The sequence below is a fragment of the Abiotrophia sp. HMSC24B09 genome (genome assembly GCF_001815865.1).
Lineage (GTDB): Bacteria > Bacillota > Bacilli > Lactobacillales > Aerococcaceae > Abiotrophia.
Window position 1 is genome coordinate 61870 of record NZ_KV822202.1, and the last position, 14869, is coordinate 76738.

Genomic DNA, 14869 nt, shown 5'->3' on the forward strand with positions numbered 1-14869 from the left:
GCGATTATAGACAGGAGGAAATGTTATGGAATTAATATTAAAAGCAAAAGACATTCGTGTGGAATTCAAAGGACGCGATGTTTTAGATATAAATGAATTAGAAGTATATGATTATGACCGTATTGGTTTAGTAGGAGCAAATGGTGCTGGAAAAAGCACTTTACTCAGGGTACTTTTAGGAGAATTAACTCCCCCAGGATGTAAAATGAATCGTCTGGGTGAACTTGCCTATATTCCCCAGTTGGACGAAGTAACTCTGCAGGAGGAAAAAGATTTTGCACTTGTAGGCAAGCTAGGTGTTGAGCAATTAAATATACAGACTATGAGCGGTGGTGAAGAAACAAGGCTTAAAATAGCACAGGCCTTATCGGCACAGGTTCATGGTATTTTAGCGGATGAACCTACGAGCCATTTAGACCGTGAAGGAATTGATTTTCTAATAGGACAGCTAAAATATTTTACAGGTGCACTGTTAGTTATTAGCCATGACCGCTATTTTCTTGATGAAATAGTAGATAAAATATGGGAACTGAAAGATGGCAAAATCACTGAGTATTGGGGAAACTATTCTGATTATCTTCGTCAGAAAGAGGAAGAACGTAAGAGCCAAGCTGCAGAATACGAACAATTTATTGCGGAACGTGCCCGATTGGAAAGGGCTGCGGAGGAAAAGCGAAAACAGGCTCGTAAAATAGAACAGAAGGCAAAAGGTTCTTCAAAGAAAAAAAGTACTGAAGACGGAGGGCGTTTAGCTCATCAAAAATCAATAGGAAGTAAGGAAAAAAAGATGTATAATGCTGCTAAAACCCTAGAGCACAGGATTGCGGCCTTAGGAAAAGTAGAAGCTCCGGAAGGCATTCGCAGAATTCGTTTCAGGCAAAGTAAAGCATTGGAGCTCCATAATCCATACCCTATAGTCGGTGCAGAAATTAATAAAGTATTTGGGGATAAGGCTCTGTTTGAAAATGCATCTTTTCAAATTCCGTTAGGAGCAAAAGTGGCGTTAACTGGTGGTAATGGAATCGGAAAAACAACTTTAATCCAAATGATCTTAAACCATGAAGAAGGAATTTCTATTTCGCCTAAGGCAAAAATAGGTTACTTTGCACAGAATGGTTACAAGTACAACAGTAATCAGAATGTTATGGAGTTTATGCAGAAGGATTGTGACTACAATATATCAGAAATTCGTTCAGTGCTAGCATCTATGGGGTTCAAACAGAACGATATTGGAAAAAGTTTATCTGTTTTAAGCGGTGGAGAAATTATAAAATTGTTGCTTGCTAAAATGCTCATGGGTAGATATAACATCCTAATAATGGATGAACCCAGTAACTTCCTTGACATACCAAGTTTAGAGGCTTTGGAAATACTAATGAAGGAGTACACCGGAACTATCGTGTTTATCACCCACGATAAACGATTACTCGAAAATGTAGCAGATGTAGTTTATGAAATTAGAGATAAGAAAATAAATCTGAAACATTAAATTTAAGGTAGTCGCTGGTCAGTATAGTCTGTTCTGGTTGGCGACTCCATTGTTAAAGAGTATAAAGACTTTAGATTTTATGAATATTAAAAATAGGAACAGTCAATTGAACTGCTCCTATTTTTCTGCTAAATATATTGTAGTTTTCTTATATGTATAATGATAGATTAGCGGATTCTCATCTACGGTACTTACTTCAAATATGAAGAAGTGATCGCGGTTATCTCTGGACTTTTCCTTATTGAGGACAAAGTAATTCTTACGTGAAGTCGCCATTGTTTTTAGGATATCATCAGTTAGGAAGGTCAATGGAATATTCATGTTAGAGTAGCGGTAGAAGTCACGTTCAAAATCTTGGTAGCTCTCGCTATAATAGTCCATTTGTAGGTGATTACGCTGAAACTCAAGCTGATTCATAGAGCACCTCCTCGACAAGTTCAATACTAATAATGTCTTTTAATTTCAAATTGATGTGACCTGTTGTAGTTTTTATCAAAATGAAATCTTTGGTCAGACTTGGTATTGTTCCAGTGTAGGAAACACGCTTGTTTTTTTCAATCACTTGAATGCGTGTGCGTAGCTGCCCGGCGTATACTTGACTGAGGAGTAATAATTTCTTCTCTAGTGATAAGTCAGACATGTACGTTACTTTGTTTGTATCATCAGAGAGTGCTGATGCATGTTCAGATAGGAAAAAGCCCATCCATTTTTGCATCTTTGTATCCTGGTACTCTCTTGCTGATTGAAATGGTAAATATGAACGGTCAATCATATCAAATCCTTTCTATGCAGAGGCAAGGGTATTTTTATCAAATTGAATCGTAAAACCTTGAATTCCCCCACCTGTGTAACATTCTTTAAAGCGATTGATTACCTCAGTATAGATTATCACAGATGAGCTTGTTGGCTTAATGCTAAATGTAAATTCCAATGGTAATCGGTTTTCAGATTTAGCATGTACTAGTCGTATCGATATTTCAGTTGTTTTGAGTTTTCTCTGACGAAGTTTTGAAGTTGCTGTTTCAACGATTCCATGTAAAAATCTTTCAAGCATTTCAATATCATTACATCCTTTGCTACGGATTTCTGAAAATTGTACTGTATTTTTTTCTTGTTTCATTTTAATCCCTCCAATCCACCCGCGGAATGACCACCGATAAGTTTACTGCGTTCAATATTTCTGGAACCTTCAGTTAGGACGGTTCCTTTTTGTATGGCTAAAAAACCAAACTGTTCTCTGACAACATCAATAGCTGTCTGAAGTCTATTATCTTTTTCAATTTGTTCTACATCATCAAAGAGTGATAGTAGAGTATAGCTTTCATCTACGAAGCCACTATAAGATACACCAATTTGTCTCACTGCACCAGAGGTGTATTTTTTCGGAATAATACAAGTACATGACTCACCATTGTTTTGGGGAGATTTGCGGGTTCAATTTTATTCTGAGCATTTATAGATTTTTTCATCTCAGTCCTAGAATAGCCAATATGAATAGAAACGACAGTAGTCAATACTAGGGCTACTGTTCCGTTCCACAGTATCATTTAAAAATCATTTTCACACCCTTTCGTCTATTAGTATAGAAGAAAGCTCTCAGCACATGTTGAGTGTGTGGCGGTGCTTATAAAAAAGTGAAGTAACTAGTTCGAAACTACCGCGTTTTTCGATATTATGTAGAATATTGAAACTGTTTCGTATCTAGTCATATAGAATCCTAGTTATGTAATTAGCGATTAACACGATACGATTTATATCAATTAAGGGGATTAATAGTAATGAGAAAAGTAGGAGACATAGTAATAGGCATCGTTTTTTTGTTTTTTGTGTTCATGTTGGCAAAAAATTTACTATTTCCAGAGGAAAAACTTATGCAAAAATGGGCTGAGATGAATGTGATTGCTAAATTTGTAGTACGTTTCTTTATGTGGAAAGTAGTGTTTTTTGGCTATGCTAGGGTGCTCCTTAGTCTATTGGATGAGGGCATATCATATATTACACAACATAAAGGTCGTAATGCAGTACGTATGGGAAATAGGCAAAGGGCCCAATCCTATATTCAGATTAATTACTTTTGGAATCAAATATATCGATTTCTGCGTCTTTATTGGGTGCGGCTACCTTTCGGTTGTAACATCTATACCCTGTTGGCTATTTTGTTTGCTGCTGATTTCGATTTCGAAATAAATCTGATAAATAACCTAACTTCGATAGCACAAGAAAGGTTAAAGATGGTTTTTGATGCGAAAAATAATTGGGTTAGTATTTTTGGGGGATTTACAAACTTAACTAGTATAGTTGTGCCATTGGTGGTAATAGTTTTCTACTTTTATAAAAGTGGTAGAAAGAGCGAGGCTAGAAGAGTAATTGAAAGTGAGTTTAATCAGGAATTTAAAGAGGTAGTTTTACAATACAAAAAATTACTAGGTTGGATTAATAGGCATGATTCCAATATCGATAAAAACTTCGATTATGTAATAGGTAATCAACGATTGATAGTGGCAAATATATTAAATGGATCCTGTAATGAGCTTTCTCCCGCAATATATCCTAGAGATAAATATTATTGGAGATTTATCGAGCTATCGGATGTAGAGGAATTAAAAAATATAGTTATGGGTATCTATAAAAAAGATTTAGAGAGGGCAAGGATGTTGTTTGGAGAGAAAAAGTTTGGCATCCGTACAATTAAAATAAAATCTAGCATTTCCAAATTTTCCCTTGAAGATTTAAAAGAAATAGATAATATTGAAAAGCTGTTTTATACTAAAAACGGAGTCGACGTAATTTTGAAAACTCGAAAAGAATCTATAATTAGAGGGGATGAAAAAATAATAGAAGCGGAGACTATTAGGTTATCTTATGATATCTATGATAGTCTGAAATTTTTTTATTTACTTAAGCGTGCAAGTTCTGAACTGTCACGATACCTTTATTGTTCTAGAATTGAGCGTATGACTTCTAAAAGTATTGATAGTAGAGAGTAGTTTATCCTAAAAAATAATCATAGGAATATACTCAGAATAGAAAAGATTACTTTAAAAGTTTTGGAGATAGGCTGTTTAAGATATGATGTAATTGAAATAGCTATAAATCTGCGATTATGTCTTGGTGGATAAGTCGCGATATGTACTAATCTTTTAATGGTAGAAGGTCGGATAGACTGAATGGGTGCCGTAGATATCGAAGACATCTTTTAGGAAGGAGCCGAAGATGAGGGTGAGGACGCCCATTTTGTAGGCTGCCTTGGCGTTTTCTGAGCTGAGGAAGTACTTATGAAGTTTTTGGGCTAGTAGATTAGGCGCTAGCTCTAGTAGGAGGGGAATCAGGAAGAGTAGGTACATAAAAGGTGAGTATACTTAGTGTCTGAAGAACTCGTAGACAGTTTAGCTTATCAAGGCGCTTAAGGTAGTGACTGTGTAGAAGGGATGCCTTTCTTGTTTTGATTGGCTTTAGTGGAGTGTGTGGGGCTGCTCTTGAGAGCCTAGAAAATTGAAGATAGATGTGGATAGAAAAAAAGCCTTGGTTTCAAGGCTTTTTCTCTATATATGAAGACCAAATAGATGGAATTACTTACCAATAGTTTTAGACTTTCTCTTTCAAGCGGCCGTCATTCATGGTGTAAATACGGTCAAACTTGTCTAAAAGTCGTGTGTCATGTGTAATCATGACAACGCCTCTTCCTTGTTCATGGGCAATAGTAGCTAACATATCAGTGACTTGATAAGCCCGTTGGGTGTCGAGACTCGCAGTTGGTTCGTCGGCCAAAATGATACTTGGATTATTGTAGAGGGCTCTTGCGATCGCAGCACGTTGACGTTCGCCCCCAGAAAGTTCTTTTGGGTAGCTGTTTTTTACCTTCTCTAAATCTAATAGATTGAATAATTTTTGACGATCTTCCTTAACCGACCGCCCCTTATCCAAACGGTCGATTAAGTCTAATTGTTCTTTGACGGTTAAGAATGGGATTAAGTTTGAAGTTTGCAGAATAAAGCCGAACTCCTTGAAACGTAGAGCCGTTTTTTCTTTTTCAGACAACTGATGCGTATCTTTTCCTTTTACAAGAATATCCCCACTTGATGGATGTTGGAGTTGTCCTAGCGTTGTCAAGAAGGTTGTTTTCCCGGAACCTGACGGTCCAATAATGGCCACAAACTCACCGGCATTGAGATGGAAATTTGTTTCGTGCAAAGCAACCACCTGTAAATGCCCATGCCCGTAAGTTTTCGTTACTTGTTTCATTTCAATTAATTTAGTCATCTTTTTTCTCCTTATTCGGAAATAGCAGTAATTGGATCAATCTTGAGCACGCGCGGTAATGAAATCATTCCGCCAAGTAACGCCATCAAAGCAATAACCAGACTTAAGGCACCATAAGCAGCCCAATTTGTATAGAAGAAGAAGGTTGCAGGCAAGATGAAGGTGACGGCCCAAATGCCAACTAAGGCTAAGAAAATCCCAATAAGAGACAGAATGAATATTTGGCAAAACAAGGACCAAACAATGGTCTTAGCTTGAATCCCTTGAGCTCGCATCACGCCATATAAGCCTAATTTTTGGATGGTGATAATGTAAATGAAGATTCCGACAATCATCCCAGTAATCACAATCATCGCAATAATCATCCCAGCGAAAACATTTTTCTGTGGGCCATAGCCAGGGAGACGAGAAATCATCTCTTCCACCGTGAGTTGAGTCAATTCGTCTGCAGAAATCATTTGATCATTTTGCAAGACTATGGCCGAAACCGAACGGCTAGAGTCAAGTGTTCCTTGTAAAGTCCAGTAGGTTGTCAAGTTGCTATAGATGACAGGTGCAGTGAAAAATTTACTATTAGTCGTTAAACCGACAACCTTATAGCTTGTGTCGCTACCGTTAAGTTGAATCTCGTCGCCCATAGAGATGCCGTAGTTTTTCAAAGATTCGTCAACAACCACTTCATCATCCTTAGTTGGATAATTGCCTTCAGTCAACTTAGGTGCAATAAAGCTGTCCCAGTCTTGGGCAAAGAGAGATATATTGAGTTTTTCAGTATCATCATTGTCTTTAAGATTTGTCACTACAGACATAAAACCAAGCGCGACAGCGTCATCTGAGAGCTTATCTTGGTAATTGGCCTCTGGGATAAAAGAAGCAGTTAAATTATTGTTGGCATAGTCAGATAAAACAACGCCAGTAGCGTTCCAGTTGTCTGCAGCAATTCGATTGATCCTCATCAGACCAAGCGCTAGGCCAGTTAGGAAAAAGACCATGAAGGTAATCAGAAAAATGGTGGATACAATAAGACTATAGCGTAATTTATTTTGTAGAATTTCTTTAATTGCGAGATACATGTGAATGCTCCTTAATTGGTTGTGATTTGGCTCTTGGATAGCTTAAGTCTAGCCGAGCCCATTAGCTAAAAACATTTGAAGCATTGAATTACTGCTTGGATATCTCTTTGTAACCAATTCTCCGAGTTTAGTCCTATCAATCTACCAAAACAAAAAAGTACTGTCAAGAGAAAGGATTCGTGGGTTAGAATGATACTAAGGGTATTAAAAGATTAACAGGAAACAATGATTATATTAATTTATGCAGGTTCTGGCAATATCCTTTGTTCTAAAATATCTTGCTGGGCTGGTATGAAGAATACGGTAGATATTAAGATTTAGGAGGGAATTTATGCACCTGTTGACTCGATTAGGCCATATTTTCTATGTGTCGGACAAGTTAGAATGGTCTAAGTGTCTATAGATAGTTCCGATAAAGCCTTTTCTATGGTAGAATAAGAGACGGAAACTACGACACACACATAAGGAGTTTGACATGTCTAAGAAAGCTGTCCTCATGATGACCTTTGGGTCACCAGAAGCGATTAGCTATGAAGCAGTCGCGGAATTTTTCACCAATATTCGCCGGGGTGTTCGTCCAGAAGAAGATGAAATCAAAACCCTATATGATAATTATGTTCGGATTGGTGGTACGCCTCTCCAAGCCATTACCAGGGAAGAAGTGAGGCTAATAGCTGAGGCCCTAGAAGGCCAAGCGAACGTTTATTTTGCCAATAAATTTTCGCGTCCCTTCATCCCCGATGTCATTGCACAGATGGAGGCAGATGGGATTGAAGACTGCCTCTGTTTAATCTTGGAACCTCATTATTCCTATTACTCCGTAATGGGCTATGAGAAATTCCTAGAGAGCCAGACCATCCGTTTTCAAGTCATTAAAGACTGGTATCGCGAGCCCGCCCTTATCAATTACTGGGTAGAGGAGATTCGAAAAATTATCCGAGAGATTGGCAGTCAGACTTATCGGGTCGTTTTCTCAGCTCATAGCGTACCTGTCTTGGCTTTGGAGTTTGGCGACCCTTATATTGACCAAATCTACGACAATAGTCGCTTGATTGCTGAAGGTCTCGGCCTTGCTCCAGACCAGTATACTAACACTTGGCAGAGTGAGAGCGATATTGGGATGCCATGGATTAAGCCAGATGTCTTGGAGTATTTGCGGGAGCAAAGCCAGCATCCCGACCATTATATCTTTGTGCCGATTGCTTTTATTAGTGAGCATATCGAGGTGCTCTTCGACAATGATGTGGAGTGTCAAGAACTCTGCCATGAATTAGGCGTTGGCTATAAGCGGCCCCCTATGCCTAATACGGATCCGCGTCTGATTGAGGCCTTGCTGTCAACGATAGCCAAGCATCTCCATGGGGACTACAAAATCCATCAAGCTGATGAGACTACTTTTGATGAGATGGCGGCGCCTAGAGACAGCGATGCGATTCTAAAGGAAGACCAAGACATCCAGATGCCTGATTTTGTTAAGAAACTCATTGCCAAAAAGGGACGCGAAAACGTCAAGATGCCTTATCTAGTCAAGAAAATGCTGGAGAAGAAATTTGGCAAGAAGTATGATTAAACAGCCAAAAAAGCCTCCTTAGCTGGATAAAAATCTAACTAAGGGGGCTTTTTTAGTAGTCTGTAACTTTTTTTCAATCCCCACACCCCATAAATTCTGATCCTGTTTTCTAGGGTGGCCTGGCTAACTGCACTGTATAATCAAGCTATCAATGAGAAGGAGGCAGTTAGATGCAAATCTATTTTGGCGACGTATCACTTTGTTATACCTATTCTTTGGCCATGGCATTGGAGGCCTATGGTTATGACCTGAGAGCGGAATATCTTGAGGCCCTTATGTTGATGGGGAATGGGGCTTCCATTGTCAAAGAAGATGAAGAGCACCCATTAGTATTCTTCGATAATGGCATGCCGGACCTTTCGATCTCTCATGTCTTAGAAGTTCTAGGTTTTGACTATGAAGAATATTATCTAAGAGAGGGGCAAGCAGTTGATTTGGATTTAATCAGAAGGAAATTGAAAGCTCTTCTAGCTAATGGGCCGGTAGTGTTGGGGCCACTCGATATGGGGCATCTGACCTATAATCCTAACCACACTCACTTATACGGAGTGGATCACTTTGTCTCAGTTTATGATTTAGATGATGATTATCTCTACTTGCATGATCCAGCAGGTTTTGCCTGTATGAAGATTCAGTTCGAAGACTTTCTGCCAGCATGGCAAGCCCAGGCAATCGACTACAAGCGGGGCGCCTATTCTATGTGGGGCAATTTCAAGCGAGTCGCTAATCCAGACGCGAGCGCAATCTATCTGGCTACCTCGCAAATAATGGCCCAAAGATACATGCAAGGGCAAGAAGGCGTCCTTCCACTCTACGCGGCGGCAGTAGCAAAATATGGCTTGAACGATGAGCAAAAGCAACTGCATCAGTATTTCAGCTTTAAACTGGCAGCTGTTAGAAATCTCTACCTGAGTAGATTTCTAGCAGAGCATGATAGTCTGCGTTCAAAAATTAAAGAAGACTTAGCCTCTTTATTCGGACAAGCCCACCTGTCTTGCCTAAAGGAAGATTACGAAGACTTGTCCCGCCTCTTGTTGGAGATAGCGAAATTAGATAAGCAATTTAGAGCTTTATGCCTAGAAGCTAGAGATTGTTAAGTTTTAACCTCATATGAAAAACAAACCGGAGGCGCCTTTATAGGCAAACCTCCGGTTATTTCATATCCTATTTTGTCATCCCCGCTCTTACGATTCTAAAAAGATTTTTGTTGACATACATTGTAAAATAACATATAATAAGCACACTTAATAAATTGGGGTGAAAACAATGGAATTTAGTTTCAGTTTGAAAATTAAAGCAACAAAAGAAGCTGTTTGGGAGTATTATGCCAATATTGAAAAATGGTATGCCTGGGAAGAGGATTTAAAAAACATTACATTAAACGATGATTTTAAGACTGGATCCCATGGGACGATGGAGCTTGAAGGTATGCCTCCTATGGATTTTCAACTTACACTTGTAAAAGCCTTAGAAGAATTCTGGGATAAAACAGCCACTCCTTTTGGTGACATCCTTTTTGGACACCAAATAATGGAGAACAATGATGGAAGTGTAACGGTCAAACATTCTGTATCCTTAGATAGTGAGGGTAAGCAACATTTAGAATTTTTACGCCAGGTGTTCTCAGATGTCCCTAACTCTATATTTATTCTGAAAGAGCTTTTGGAACGATAGGAGGATTGCTGTTTGTTTACATCGAAATATAAAAAAGATTCAGAACAATCAACAGGCTTGTTGTTTATGAGGGTGTACAATAAATGGCACTTCATGATAAAAAAAGAGTTAAAGAAAATGAATCTGACTCACCCTCAATTTGTTGTTTTAGCCTCTCTTGCCTATCTAGCTCAAACTAATGACGAAGTGACTCAAGTCATGATTTCTAAACTTTCCGGGATAGACGTAATGACTGTTTCTCAAATATTGAGTTTATTAGAAAAACATGCATATATAGAGAGAAAAGAACACTCCAGAGATTCAAGAGCTAAGGCTGTTATTTTGAACAAAAAGGGAGAAGATATTTTACAAAAAGCGGTGCCCGTAATCGAGCAAATTGATGAGTTATTCTTTGGAAAACTAGTTGAGGATGAAGATCATTTCAAACACCTTCTTGCTAGGTTAAACGAAGAATAGTTTAAACGGAATCTTGGTTGCGCTTTGCAACCAAGATTTTTAATTTCTTACCGTGCTCGAGGATTTTTTGAAGGTACGAGAATGGTGATAACTAATTGCCTTATATTATAAACAAGCCCCATCAGCCGGATCAGAGAATCCAACTGATGGGGTGCTGTTGTTATAGTAACCAATTTCCTATTTTTCCATCTCCTTCCTCTGGCGGATTTCAAAGCCAAGTGCGACCAGCAAGAGTAGCAGGCCTACTGGCAGGTAGAAGCTTGGATAGACTGAATGGGTGCCATAGATGTCGAAGACGCCTTTTAGGAAGGAGCTGAAGATGAGGGTGAGGACGCCCATCCTGTAGGCTGCCTGGGCATTTTCCGATTTGAGGAAGTACCTATGAAGCTTTTGGGCCAACAGATTAGGGGCTAGCCCTAGTAGTAGGGGAATCAGGAAGAGTAGGTACATGAAGGGCGAGTATACCTGGTGGCTGAAGAACTCATAGACCGTTCCGATTACCAAGGTGCTAATGCTAGCAAGCGTATAGAAGAGGATGTCTTGCTTATGGTGTGTGGCTTTATAGGTAGACAATGTCGCTCACCTCTCTTTCTTCAATATTGTGACCGTTGGTGGTTGGCTTGTTAATAATCTGACCATTGAAGTACATGGTAGAGGAGCCGCCACCGTCTAGGTTATAGGCAGTTGTGACCTTGAGTTCCTTCATGAAGTCGGCTAATTCCTTAAGGGATAGGCCCTTGCTTTCATCTGTTCGTCCATCGGAGACGACCAGGACATAATGCTTGTCATCGATGATACCGATGGCCGTTCGTGGGTTACTGGCCATGGCCTTGCCTACTTCGTCGGCACTATCGACGGCTACCTGGCTGTTTTCAATCAGGGCCGGCCCGAAGGATAGGACCTGAACAGCGCCCTTATTGAGCAGTTCTTGGGCTGTAATATCGCCTTCTCTGATAATCTCGAAGCTGCCATCCTGGTAGATGACTAGGTCCTCTTGGTTGGCGTCTTGGCTATCGCTTCGTAAGAGTTGCCCGTTACGGATAACATAGCCGGCATCTCTGGCCCCGTAGTAGTCCCCGTTGACCGCTAGGACGGCATTGACGCTCTGAGCGGTGGTCGAGGTCTTGGCCTTGACGTTGCGGCCGTAGGTCTCGTCGGCTAGGGCTGTCTTGATAGAGGCGTCGCCTTTGATGGTGACGGTGGCTACATGAATCTGAGTTGAATTGCGCTCATAGGTCTCAATGGAAATAGCCTTGGTGTCATCTTCATAGGCAGTCGCCGTATTAAGCGTGGCAGTGCTTGTGCCGCTAGAGCTAGCGGACTGGCTGGTGGTCGTAGTTTCATTGCTGAACTTGGTATAGCTCTTAGAGATGAAGAGGGTATCCAGGACGGCCAGGCCAGAGCTCCCGACTAGCAAGATACTGTAGGCCAGGGTTAAGGCTTTTCTGAGTGATTTTCCTTTTAGCTTATTTGACATAATGCACACCTTTCTTTCGCCCAAAAATCAGCTTCTTCTGGACTAACCAGTTGAAGAAAAACATGCCGATTTCTGTTAGGATTTTACCGATGAGGGGGCCAATCCCAATGCCGTAGCTCAGGCCCATGAGGACCAGTGTGTTGAGGCCTAGGGACAAGCCGGCCAGTAGGGCGTAAGCACCTAGCTCCTTGAGGACGGGTTGGTCGCTGGCGAAGACTAGTTTCTTATTGACCAAGAAGTTGAATCCGGCGCTGATTAGTCGCGCAATGACATTAGCGGTTACCAGGGGTAGGCCGGCAAAAACCTGCAAGGCGTAGAGGCTATAGTCTAGAAAAAAAGAGAGGAGGGAGGAGAGGCCAAAGCGCAGAATCTCCTTATAGATGCGGAAGGAATCTCGCAAGGGATTGAAGTGCGAGCCCTCGTTCTTATTCTCGTAGATGGTTTTAATCTTGAGCTCGTAGAAGGGGCGTTTTTCCTTGGCCCATACCATGAGTACATTCATCTCATATTCGAAGCGTGAGCCTGAGATTTCTAGCATCTTATCCAAGTGGGTACCAGAGAAACCGCGTAGGCCTGTCTGTGTATCGGAAAGCTTGCTGCCACTGGTTAGTTGGAAAATTTTCAGGGTAATCTTATTGCCAACCTTACTTCTCAGCGGCACCTCTTGGCCGTCAAAGTTCCGGACGCCAAGTACTAGGCTATCTGAATCCAGAGCCGCGCGTCTGGCAATTCTTATAATATCCTCCGGACTGTGTTGTCCGTCGGAGTCGGCTGTAACAACGGCTAGGTCTTGGCCTGGGTAGTTTTTCTTGATAAATTGGTAGGCTGTTTTCAGGGCGGTACCTTTGCCTTGATTTGCAGCATGTCTCAGCACTCGAGCTCCTGCTAATTGGTCGAAGATAGGGAGGTATTTCTCCCCACTGCCATCATCTACTATGATGACGTCTAAGTCTTTGGCGACTAATTCTGCCGTTAGCTTTATTAGTCTTTCTTCTGGTTCATATGAAGGTATGACGACGATTGTTCTCATTGTTTTACACCGCTCACCTATAGGGGGAGCTTTCTCCTTTCCTTAGTGCTAACTCTAATGTAAAGCATGAACCTAAAAGCTACTTAAAAGCAGTGGAAAAGAATGAAGAGACTATTTAAAATAGAGATGAGTAGACAAATGAGTTTAAAGATAAGCTAGAAAAATTAAAGGGGAATAGCATCAGATGAAAAACTGGGAAGACCACATTCCGTGCAATGTTCAAAACAAGTTGGATGCATTAGGTGATGAGGGGCTACAATGGAAAAAGGACTTAAATACAGTTATTGATTGCATAGCAAAAGAGTGGAGCCTTTCTTTGGAGCAAATCCTCGAAGGAGGCTCAGAGGCCTTTGTAGCAAAATGTACCTTGAGAAATCAAGAAAAGGGGATTCTCAAATTATTTATGCCTCAATTGGAGGGGAATTCCGAGTTTAAGCAACAAGTAGAGGCCCTTAGAGTTGTAAATGGAGCGGGATATGTCAAGTTGCTCAAGCATGATGTCAAGAGGAAAGCAGTCTTACTAGAGTGTTTGGGTAATCCTTTGAGTGAGTCTGACTATTCTATTAGAGACCAAATGAAGATAATTTGCGGGCTACTTAAGAAAACCTGGATTCCCCTCGATGAAAAACAGGAGCTAAGACTGATGGGACAATTAATTGGGTGGTTTCAAGACTTTATCCTGTCCACTTGGGAAAAAATAGAGCAACCATGCAGTAAAGAAATCATTGAACGGGCGCTCTTGTTTTTAGAATCAAGAAGAAAGTGCCTGTCTTCATATCAATCTGTGTTAGTCCATGGGGATCCACATGCTGACAATATACTGAAAGCACTAGATTCCAATGAGCTATCTTATAAATTGATAGATCCGGATGGAATCCTAGGAGAACCTGCCTACGACCTTGGAATCCTCGTGCGAGAATGGGTGGAGGAGTTAGTTGATGCTCCTTTGGAAAAAGCTATTGAGAGAGTTCTCTTACTTCATAATGAAACTGGAGTTGAGAAGCAGAGCATCTGGGAATGGGCATTCATTCAATCTGTCTCAACAGGGTTGTTTTTAAAAGTAATTCAAGAACACGGCTTAGGTGACAGCCTCTTAAGAATTGCTCAGGAATGGTTGCGCTTTGAGCGGTTCCCAGTTCGAGTATAAAAAGAGCTTGTCACTCCTTTTCTTCTATTAAAGTGCTATAATAAAGTAAGAGCCATCTAGCCTACTAGATAGAGGCTAGATGGCAGCTATGAAGATTTTGGAGGCACTTATTTATGGGGTTTTTAGCTTATGACAAGAATGAAAAACTAGCATTTAACTTCAAAAAAGCCTGTGGCTTATGGTTAATGGCCGTCGCGTCAGTGATTGCGGTGGCAACCTTGATTGGCGGCAAGCAGATTATCAATATGCAGGTTTTCAGCATAGGTTACATTGTCAGCTTTTTCGCTATTAACCAAAACAAGCCCCTACTTAATAAGTTATCAACTGGCAGTTCGAGTCCCTTCCAGAAGAAAGTAGCCCTCTATGCGGTCATTTTACTCTTTGTCTTAATGGCCATCTTAGGCGGCCCCTTCTTCGCAACCGAGAACTGGCGCCTTATCTGGCTGGGAGCCTTAATGGCTACCGCACTGCATTTCTTCCCCTTCTATTTCGTCCATGGTAAGTCCATGATTTATCTAGCCCTGGTGTGTGCGGTCAATATTGCGGTTGGCTATCTCTTCCCTAATATTTCCATGGCGGTCATTGCCTATGTAGATGCTGCCATCAAGTTCGCCTTTGGGGCCTATCTCTACTTTTTGTCGCGACCATCTCAACAAGCATAAATAGTTCATTTTACCTTTTAATTTGTCGTTA

Annotated in this window: 18 protein-coding genes; 8 read left to right on the forward strand and 10 right to left on the reverse strand. The window is 40.7% G+C overall.

From position 1 onward, the window contains the following. The first annotated feature begins 25 nt into the window (after positions 1–25). Positions 26–1489: an ABC-F type ribosomal protection protein Msr(D) gene (gene msr(D), locus HMPREF3093_RS04535; protein ID WP_000420313.1), complete on the forward strand. Its 1464-nt coding sequence runs from the start codon at positions 26–28 to the stop codon at positions 1487–1489. 117 nt (positions 1490–1606) lie between these two features. On the opposite strand, the gene HMPREF3093_RS04540 is transcribed toward msr(D), so the two are convergent. The 4 genes from HMPREF3093_RS04540 to HMPREF3093_RS09555 are packed head-to-tail and all read right to left on the reverse strand — an operon-like array spanning position 1607 to position 2851. Beyond that, positions 1607–1906: a DUF5960 family protein gene (locus tag HMPREF3093_RS04540; RefSeq protein WP_001072467.1), complete on the reverse strand. Its 300-nt coding sequence runs from the start codon at positions 1904–1906 to the stop codon at positions 1607–1609. After that, complete coding sequence (locus HMPREF3093_RS04545; RefSeq protein ID WP_000567222.1) at positions 1893–2261, reverse strand: hypothetical protein; 369 nt, start codon at positions 2259–2261, stop codon at positions 1893–1895. Before HMPREF3093_RS04545 ends, HMPREF3093_RS04540 begins: the two co-directional genes overlap by 14 nt. Before the next feature lie 12 nt (positions 2262–2273). Then, positions 2274–2609 carry a DinB/UmuC family translesion DNA polymerase gene (locus HMPREF3093_RS04550; RefSeq protein WP_000806926.1) on the reverse strand — a complete coding sequence of 112 codons (336 nt, stop codon included), beginning with the start codon at positions 2607–2609 and terminating at the stop codon, positions 2274–2276. Next, complete coding sequence (locus HMPREF3093_RS09555; protein ID WP_001813542.1) at positions 2606–2851, reverse strand: hypothetical protein; 246 nt, start codon at positions 2849–2851, stop codon at positions 2606–2608. Before HMPREF3093_RS09555 ends, HMPREF3093_RS04550 begins: the two co-directional genes overlap by 4 nt. Positions 2852–3267: 416 nt before the next feature. Here HMPREF3093_RS09555 and HMPREF3093_RS04555 point away from each other — a divergent pair, with 416 nt between their 5' ends. Beyond that, the gene (locus tag HMPREF3093_RS04555) at positions 3268–4476 is read left to right on the forward strand and encodes a hypothetical protein (RefSeq protein ID WP_070755806.1); all 1209 of its coding nucleotides are present in this window, start codon (positions 3268–3270) and stop codon (positions 4474–4476) included. Positions 4477–4629: 153 nt separating this feature from the next. On the opposite strand, the gene HMPREF3093_RS04560 is transcribed toward HMPREF3093_RS04555, so the two are convergent. From HMPREF3093_RS04560 to HMPREF3093_RS04570, 3 genes are all read right to left on the reverse strand, one after another. Next, a complete protein-coding gene (locus HMPREF3093_RS04560; RefSeq protein ID WP_070755807.1) occupies positions 4630–4833 on the reverse strand; it encodes a hypothetical protein in 204 nt (67 codons plus the stop codon). Between the two features lie 241 nt (positions 4834–5074). After that, positions 5075–5749 (reverse strand): ABC transporter ATP-binding protein, encoded by a 675-nt coding sequence (locus HMPREF3093_RS04565; RefSeq protein WP_070755808.1) that lies wholly within the window; start codon positions 5747–5749, stop codon positions 5075–5077. Between the two features lie 11 nt (positions 5750–5760). Continuing rightward, positions 5761–6822, reverse strand: a complete 1062-nt coding sequence (locus HMPREF3093_RS04570; protein WP_070755809.1) for an ABC transporter permease — start codon at positions 6820–6822, stop codon at positions 5761–5763. 475 nt (positions 6823–7297) lie between these two features. Here HMPREF3093_RS04570 and hemH point away from each other — a divergent pair, with 475 nt between their 5' ends. The 4 genes from hemH to HMPREF3093_RS04590 all read left to right on the forward strand — a co-directional run bounded on the left by hemH (position 7298) and on the right by HMPREF3093_RS04590 (position 10522). Beyond that, entirely contained in the window at positions 7298–8392 is a 1095-nt protein-coding gene (hemH, locus tag HMPREF3093_RS04575; RefSeq protein WP_070755810.1) for a ferrochelatase, read from the forward strand. Between the two features lie 170 nt (positions 8393–8562). Continuing rightward, complete coding sequence (locus HMPREF3093_RS04580) at positions 8563–9489, forward strand: peptidase (RefSeq protein WP_070755811.1); 927 nt, start codon at positions 8563–8565, stop codon at positions 9487–9489. Between the two features lie 169 nt (positions 9490–9658). Then, a complete protein-coding gene (locus HMPREF3093_RS04585) occupies positions 9659–10066 on the forward strand; it encodes an SRPBCC family protein (protein ID WP_070755812.1) in 408 nt (135 codons plus the stop codon). A gap of 66 nt (positions 10067–10132) precedes the next feature. After that, positions 10133–10522 carry a MarR family winged helix-turn-helix transcriptional regulator gene (locus tag HMPREF3093_RS04590; RefSeq protein ID WP_218970164.1) on the forward strand — a complete coding sequence of 130 codons (390 nt, stop codon included), beginning with the start codon at positions 10133–10135 and terminating at the stop codon, positions 10520–10522. Positions 10523–10699: 177 nt separating this feature from the next. Here HMPREF3093_RS04590 and HMPREF3093_RS04595 read toward each other — a convergent pair whose 3' ends face one another. Genes HMPREF3093_RS04595 through HMPREF3093_RS04605 form a run of 3 tightly spaced genes read right to left on the reverse strand, consistent with a single transcriptional unit; the run spans position 10700 to position 13029 of the window. Further along, positions 10700–11095: a hypothetical protein gene (locus HMPREF3093_RS04595; protein ID WP_070755814.1), complete on the reverse strand. Its 396-nt coding sequence runs from the start codon at positions 11093–11095 to the stop codon at positions 10700–10702. Further along, a complete protein-coding gene (locus HMPREF3093_RS04600; protein ID WP_070755815.1) occupies positions 11082–11999 on the reverse strand; it encodes a phosphodiester glycosidase family protein in 918 nt (305 codons plus the stop codon). The genes HMPREF3093_RS04595 and HMPREF3093_RS04600 overlap by 14 nt, the downstream gene beginning before the upstream one ends. Further along, positions 11989–13029 carry a bifunctional glycosyltransferase family 2/GtrA family protein gene (locus HMPREF3093_RS04605; protein WP_070755816.1) on the reverse strand — a complete coding sequence of 347 codons (1041 nt, stop codon included), beginning with the start codon at positions 13027–13029 and terminating at the stop codon, positions 11989–11991. Before HMPREF3093_RS04605 ends, HMPREF3093_RS04600 begins: the two co-directional genes overlap by 11 nt. 184 nt (positions 13030–13213) lie before the next feature. Between HMPREF3093_RS04605 and HMPREF3093_RS04610 the strand changes: the two genes are divergently transcribed. Both HMPREF3093_RS04610 and HMPREF3093_RS04615 read left to right on the forward strand, forming a co-directional pair. Further along, the gene (locus HMPREF3093_RS04610) at positions 13214–14176 is read left to right on the forward strand and encodes an aminoglycoside phosphotransferase family protein (RefSeq protein WP_070755817.1); all 963 of its coding nucleotides are present in this window, start codon (positions 13214–13216) and stop codon (positions 14174–14176) included. Between the two features lie 113 nt (positions 14177–14289). Continuing rightward, positions 14290–14838: a DUF6609 family protein gene (locus HMPREF3093_RS04615; protein WP_070755818.1), complete on the forward strand. Its 549-nt coding sequence runs from the start codon at positions 14290–14292 to the stop codon at positions 14836–14838. Positions 14839–14869: the final 31 nt, after the last annotated feature.

Excerpts from the sequence above, each read along its gene's own strand:
- HMPREF3093_RS04545 (WP_000567222.1), bottom strand. The coding sequence starts at position 2,261 with ATGATTGACCGTTCATATTTACCATTTCAATCAGCAAGAGAGTACCAG.
- HMPREF3093_RS04585 (WP_070755812.1), top strand. The coding sequence starts at position 9,659 with ATGGAATTTAGTTTCAGTTTGAAAATTAAAGCAACAAAAGAAGCTGTT.
- HMPREF3093_RS04600 (WP_070755815.1), bottom strand. The coding sequence starts at position 11,999 with ATGTCAAATAAGCTAAAAGGAAAATCACTCAGAAAAGCCTTAACCCTG.
- HMPREF3093_RS04610 (WP_070755817.1), top strand. The coding sequence starts at position 13,214 with ATGAAAAACTGGGAAGACCACATTCCGTGCAATGTTCAAAACAAGTTG.
- HMPREF3093_RS04615 (WP_070755818.1), top strand. The coding sequence starts at position 14,290 with ATGGGGTTTTTAGCTTATGACAAGAATGAAAAACTAGCATTTAACTTC.
- HMPREF3093_RS04605 (WP_070755816.1), bottom strand. The coding sequence starts at position 13,029 with ATGAGAACAATCGTCGTCATACCTTCATATGAACCAGAAGAAAGACTA.
- hemH (WP_070755810.1), top strand. The coding sequence starts at position 7,298 with ATGTCTAAGAAAGCTGTCCTCATGATGACCTTTGGGTCACCAGAAGCG.
- HMPREF3093_RS04565 (WP_070755808.1), bottom strand. The coding sequence starts at position 5,749 with ATGACTAAATTAATTGAAATGAAACAAGTAACGAAAACTTACGGGCAT.
- HMPREF3093_RS04540 (WP_001072467.1), bottom strand. The coding sequence starts at position 1,906 with ATGAATCAGCTTGAGTTTCAGCGTAATCACCTACAAATGGACTATTAT.
- HMPREF3093_RS04580 (WP_070755811.1), top strand. The coding sequence starts at position 8,563 with ATGCAAATCTATTTTGGCGACGTATCACTTTGTTATACCTATTCTTTG.
- HMPREF3093_RS04555 (WP_070755806.1), top strand. The coding sequence starts at position 3,268 with ATGAGAAAAGTAGGAGACATAGTAATAGGCATCGTTTTTTTGTTTTTT.
- HMPREF3093_RS04570 (WP_070755809.1), bottom strand. The coding sequence starts at position 6,822 with ATGTATCTCGCAATTAAAGAAATTCTACAAAATAAATTACGCTATAGT.
- HMPREF3093_RS04560 (WP_070755807.1), bottom strand. The coding sequence starts at position 4,833 with ATGTACCTACTCTTCCTGATTCCCCTCCTACTAGAGCTAGCGCCTAAT.
- HMPREF3093_RS04590 (WP_218970164.1), top strand. The coding sequence starts at position 10,133 with ATGAGGGTGTACAATAAATGGCACTTCATGATAAAAAAAGAGTTAAAG.
- HMPREF3093_RS04550 (WP_000806926.1), bottom strand. The coding sequence starts at position 2,609 with ATGAAACAAGAAAAAAATACAGTACAATTTTCAGAAATCCGTAGCAAA.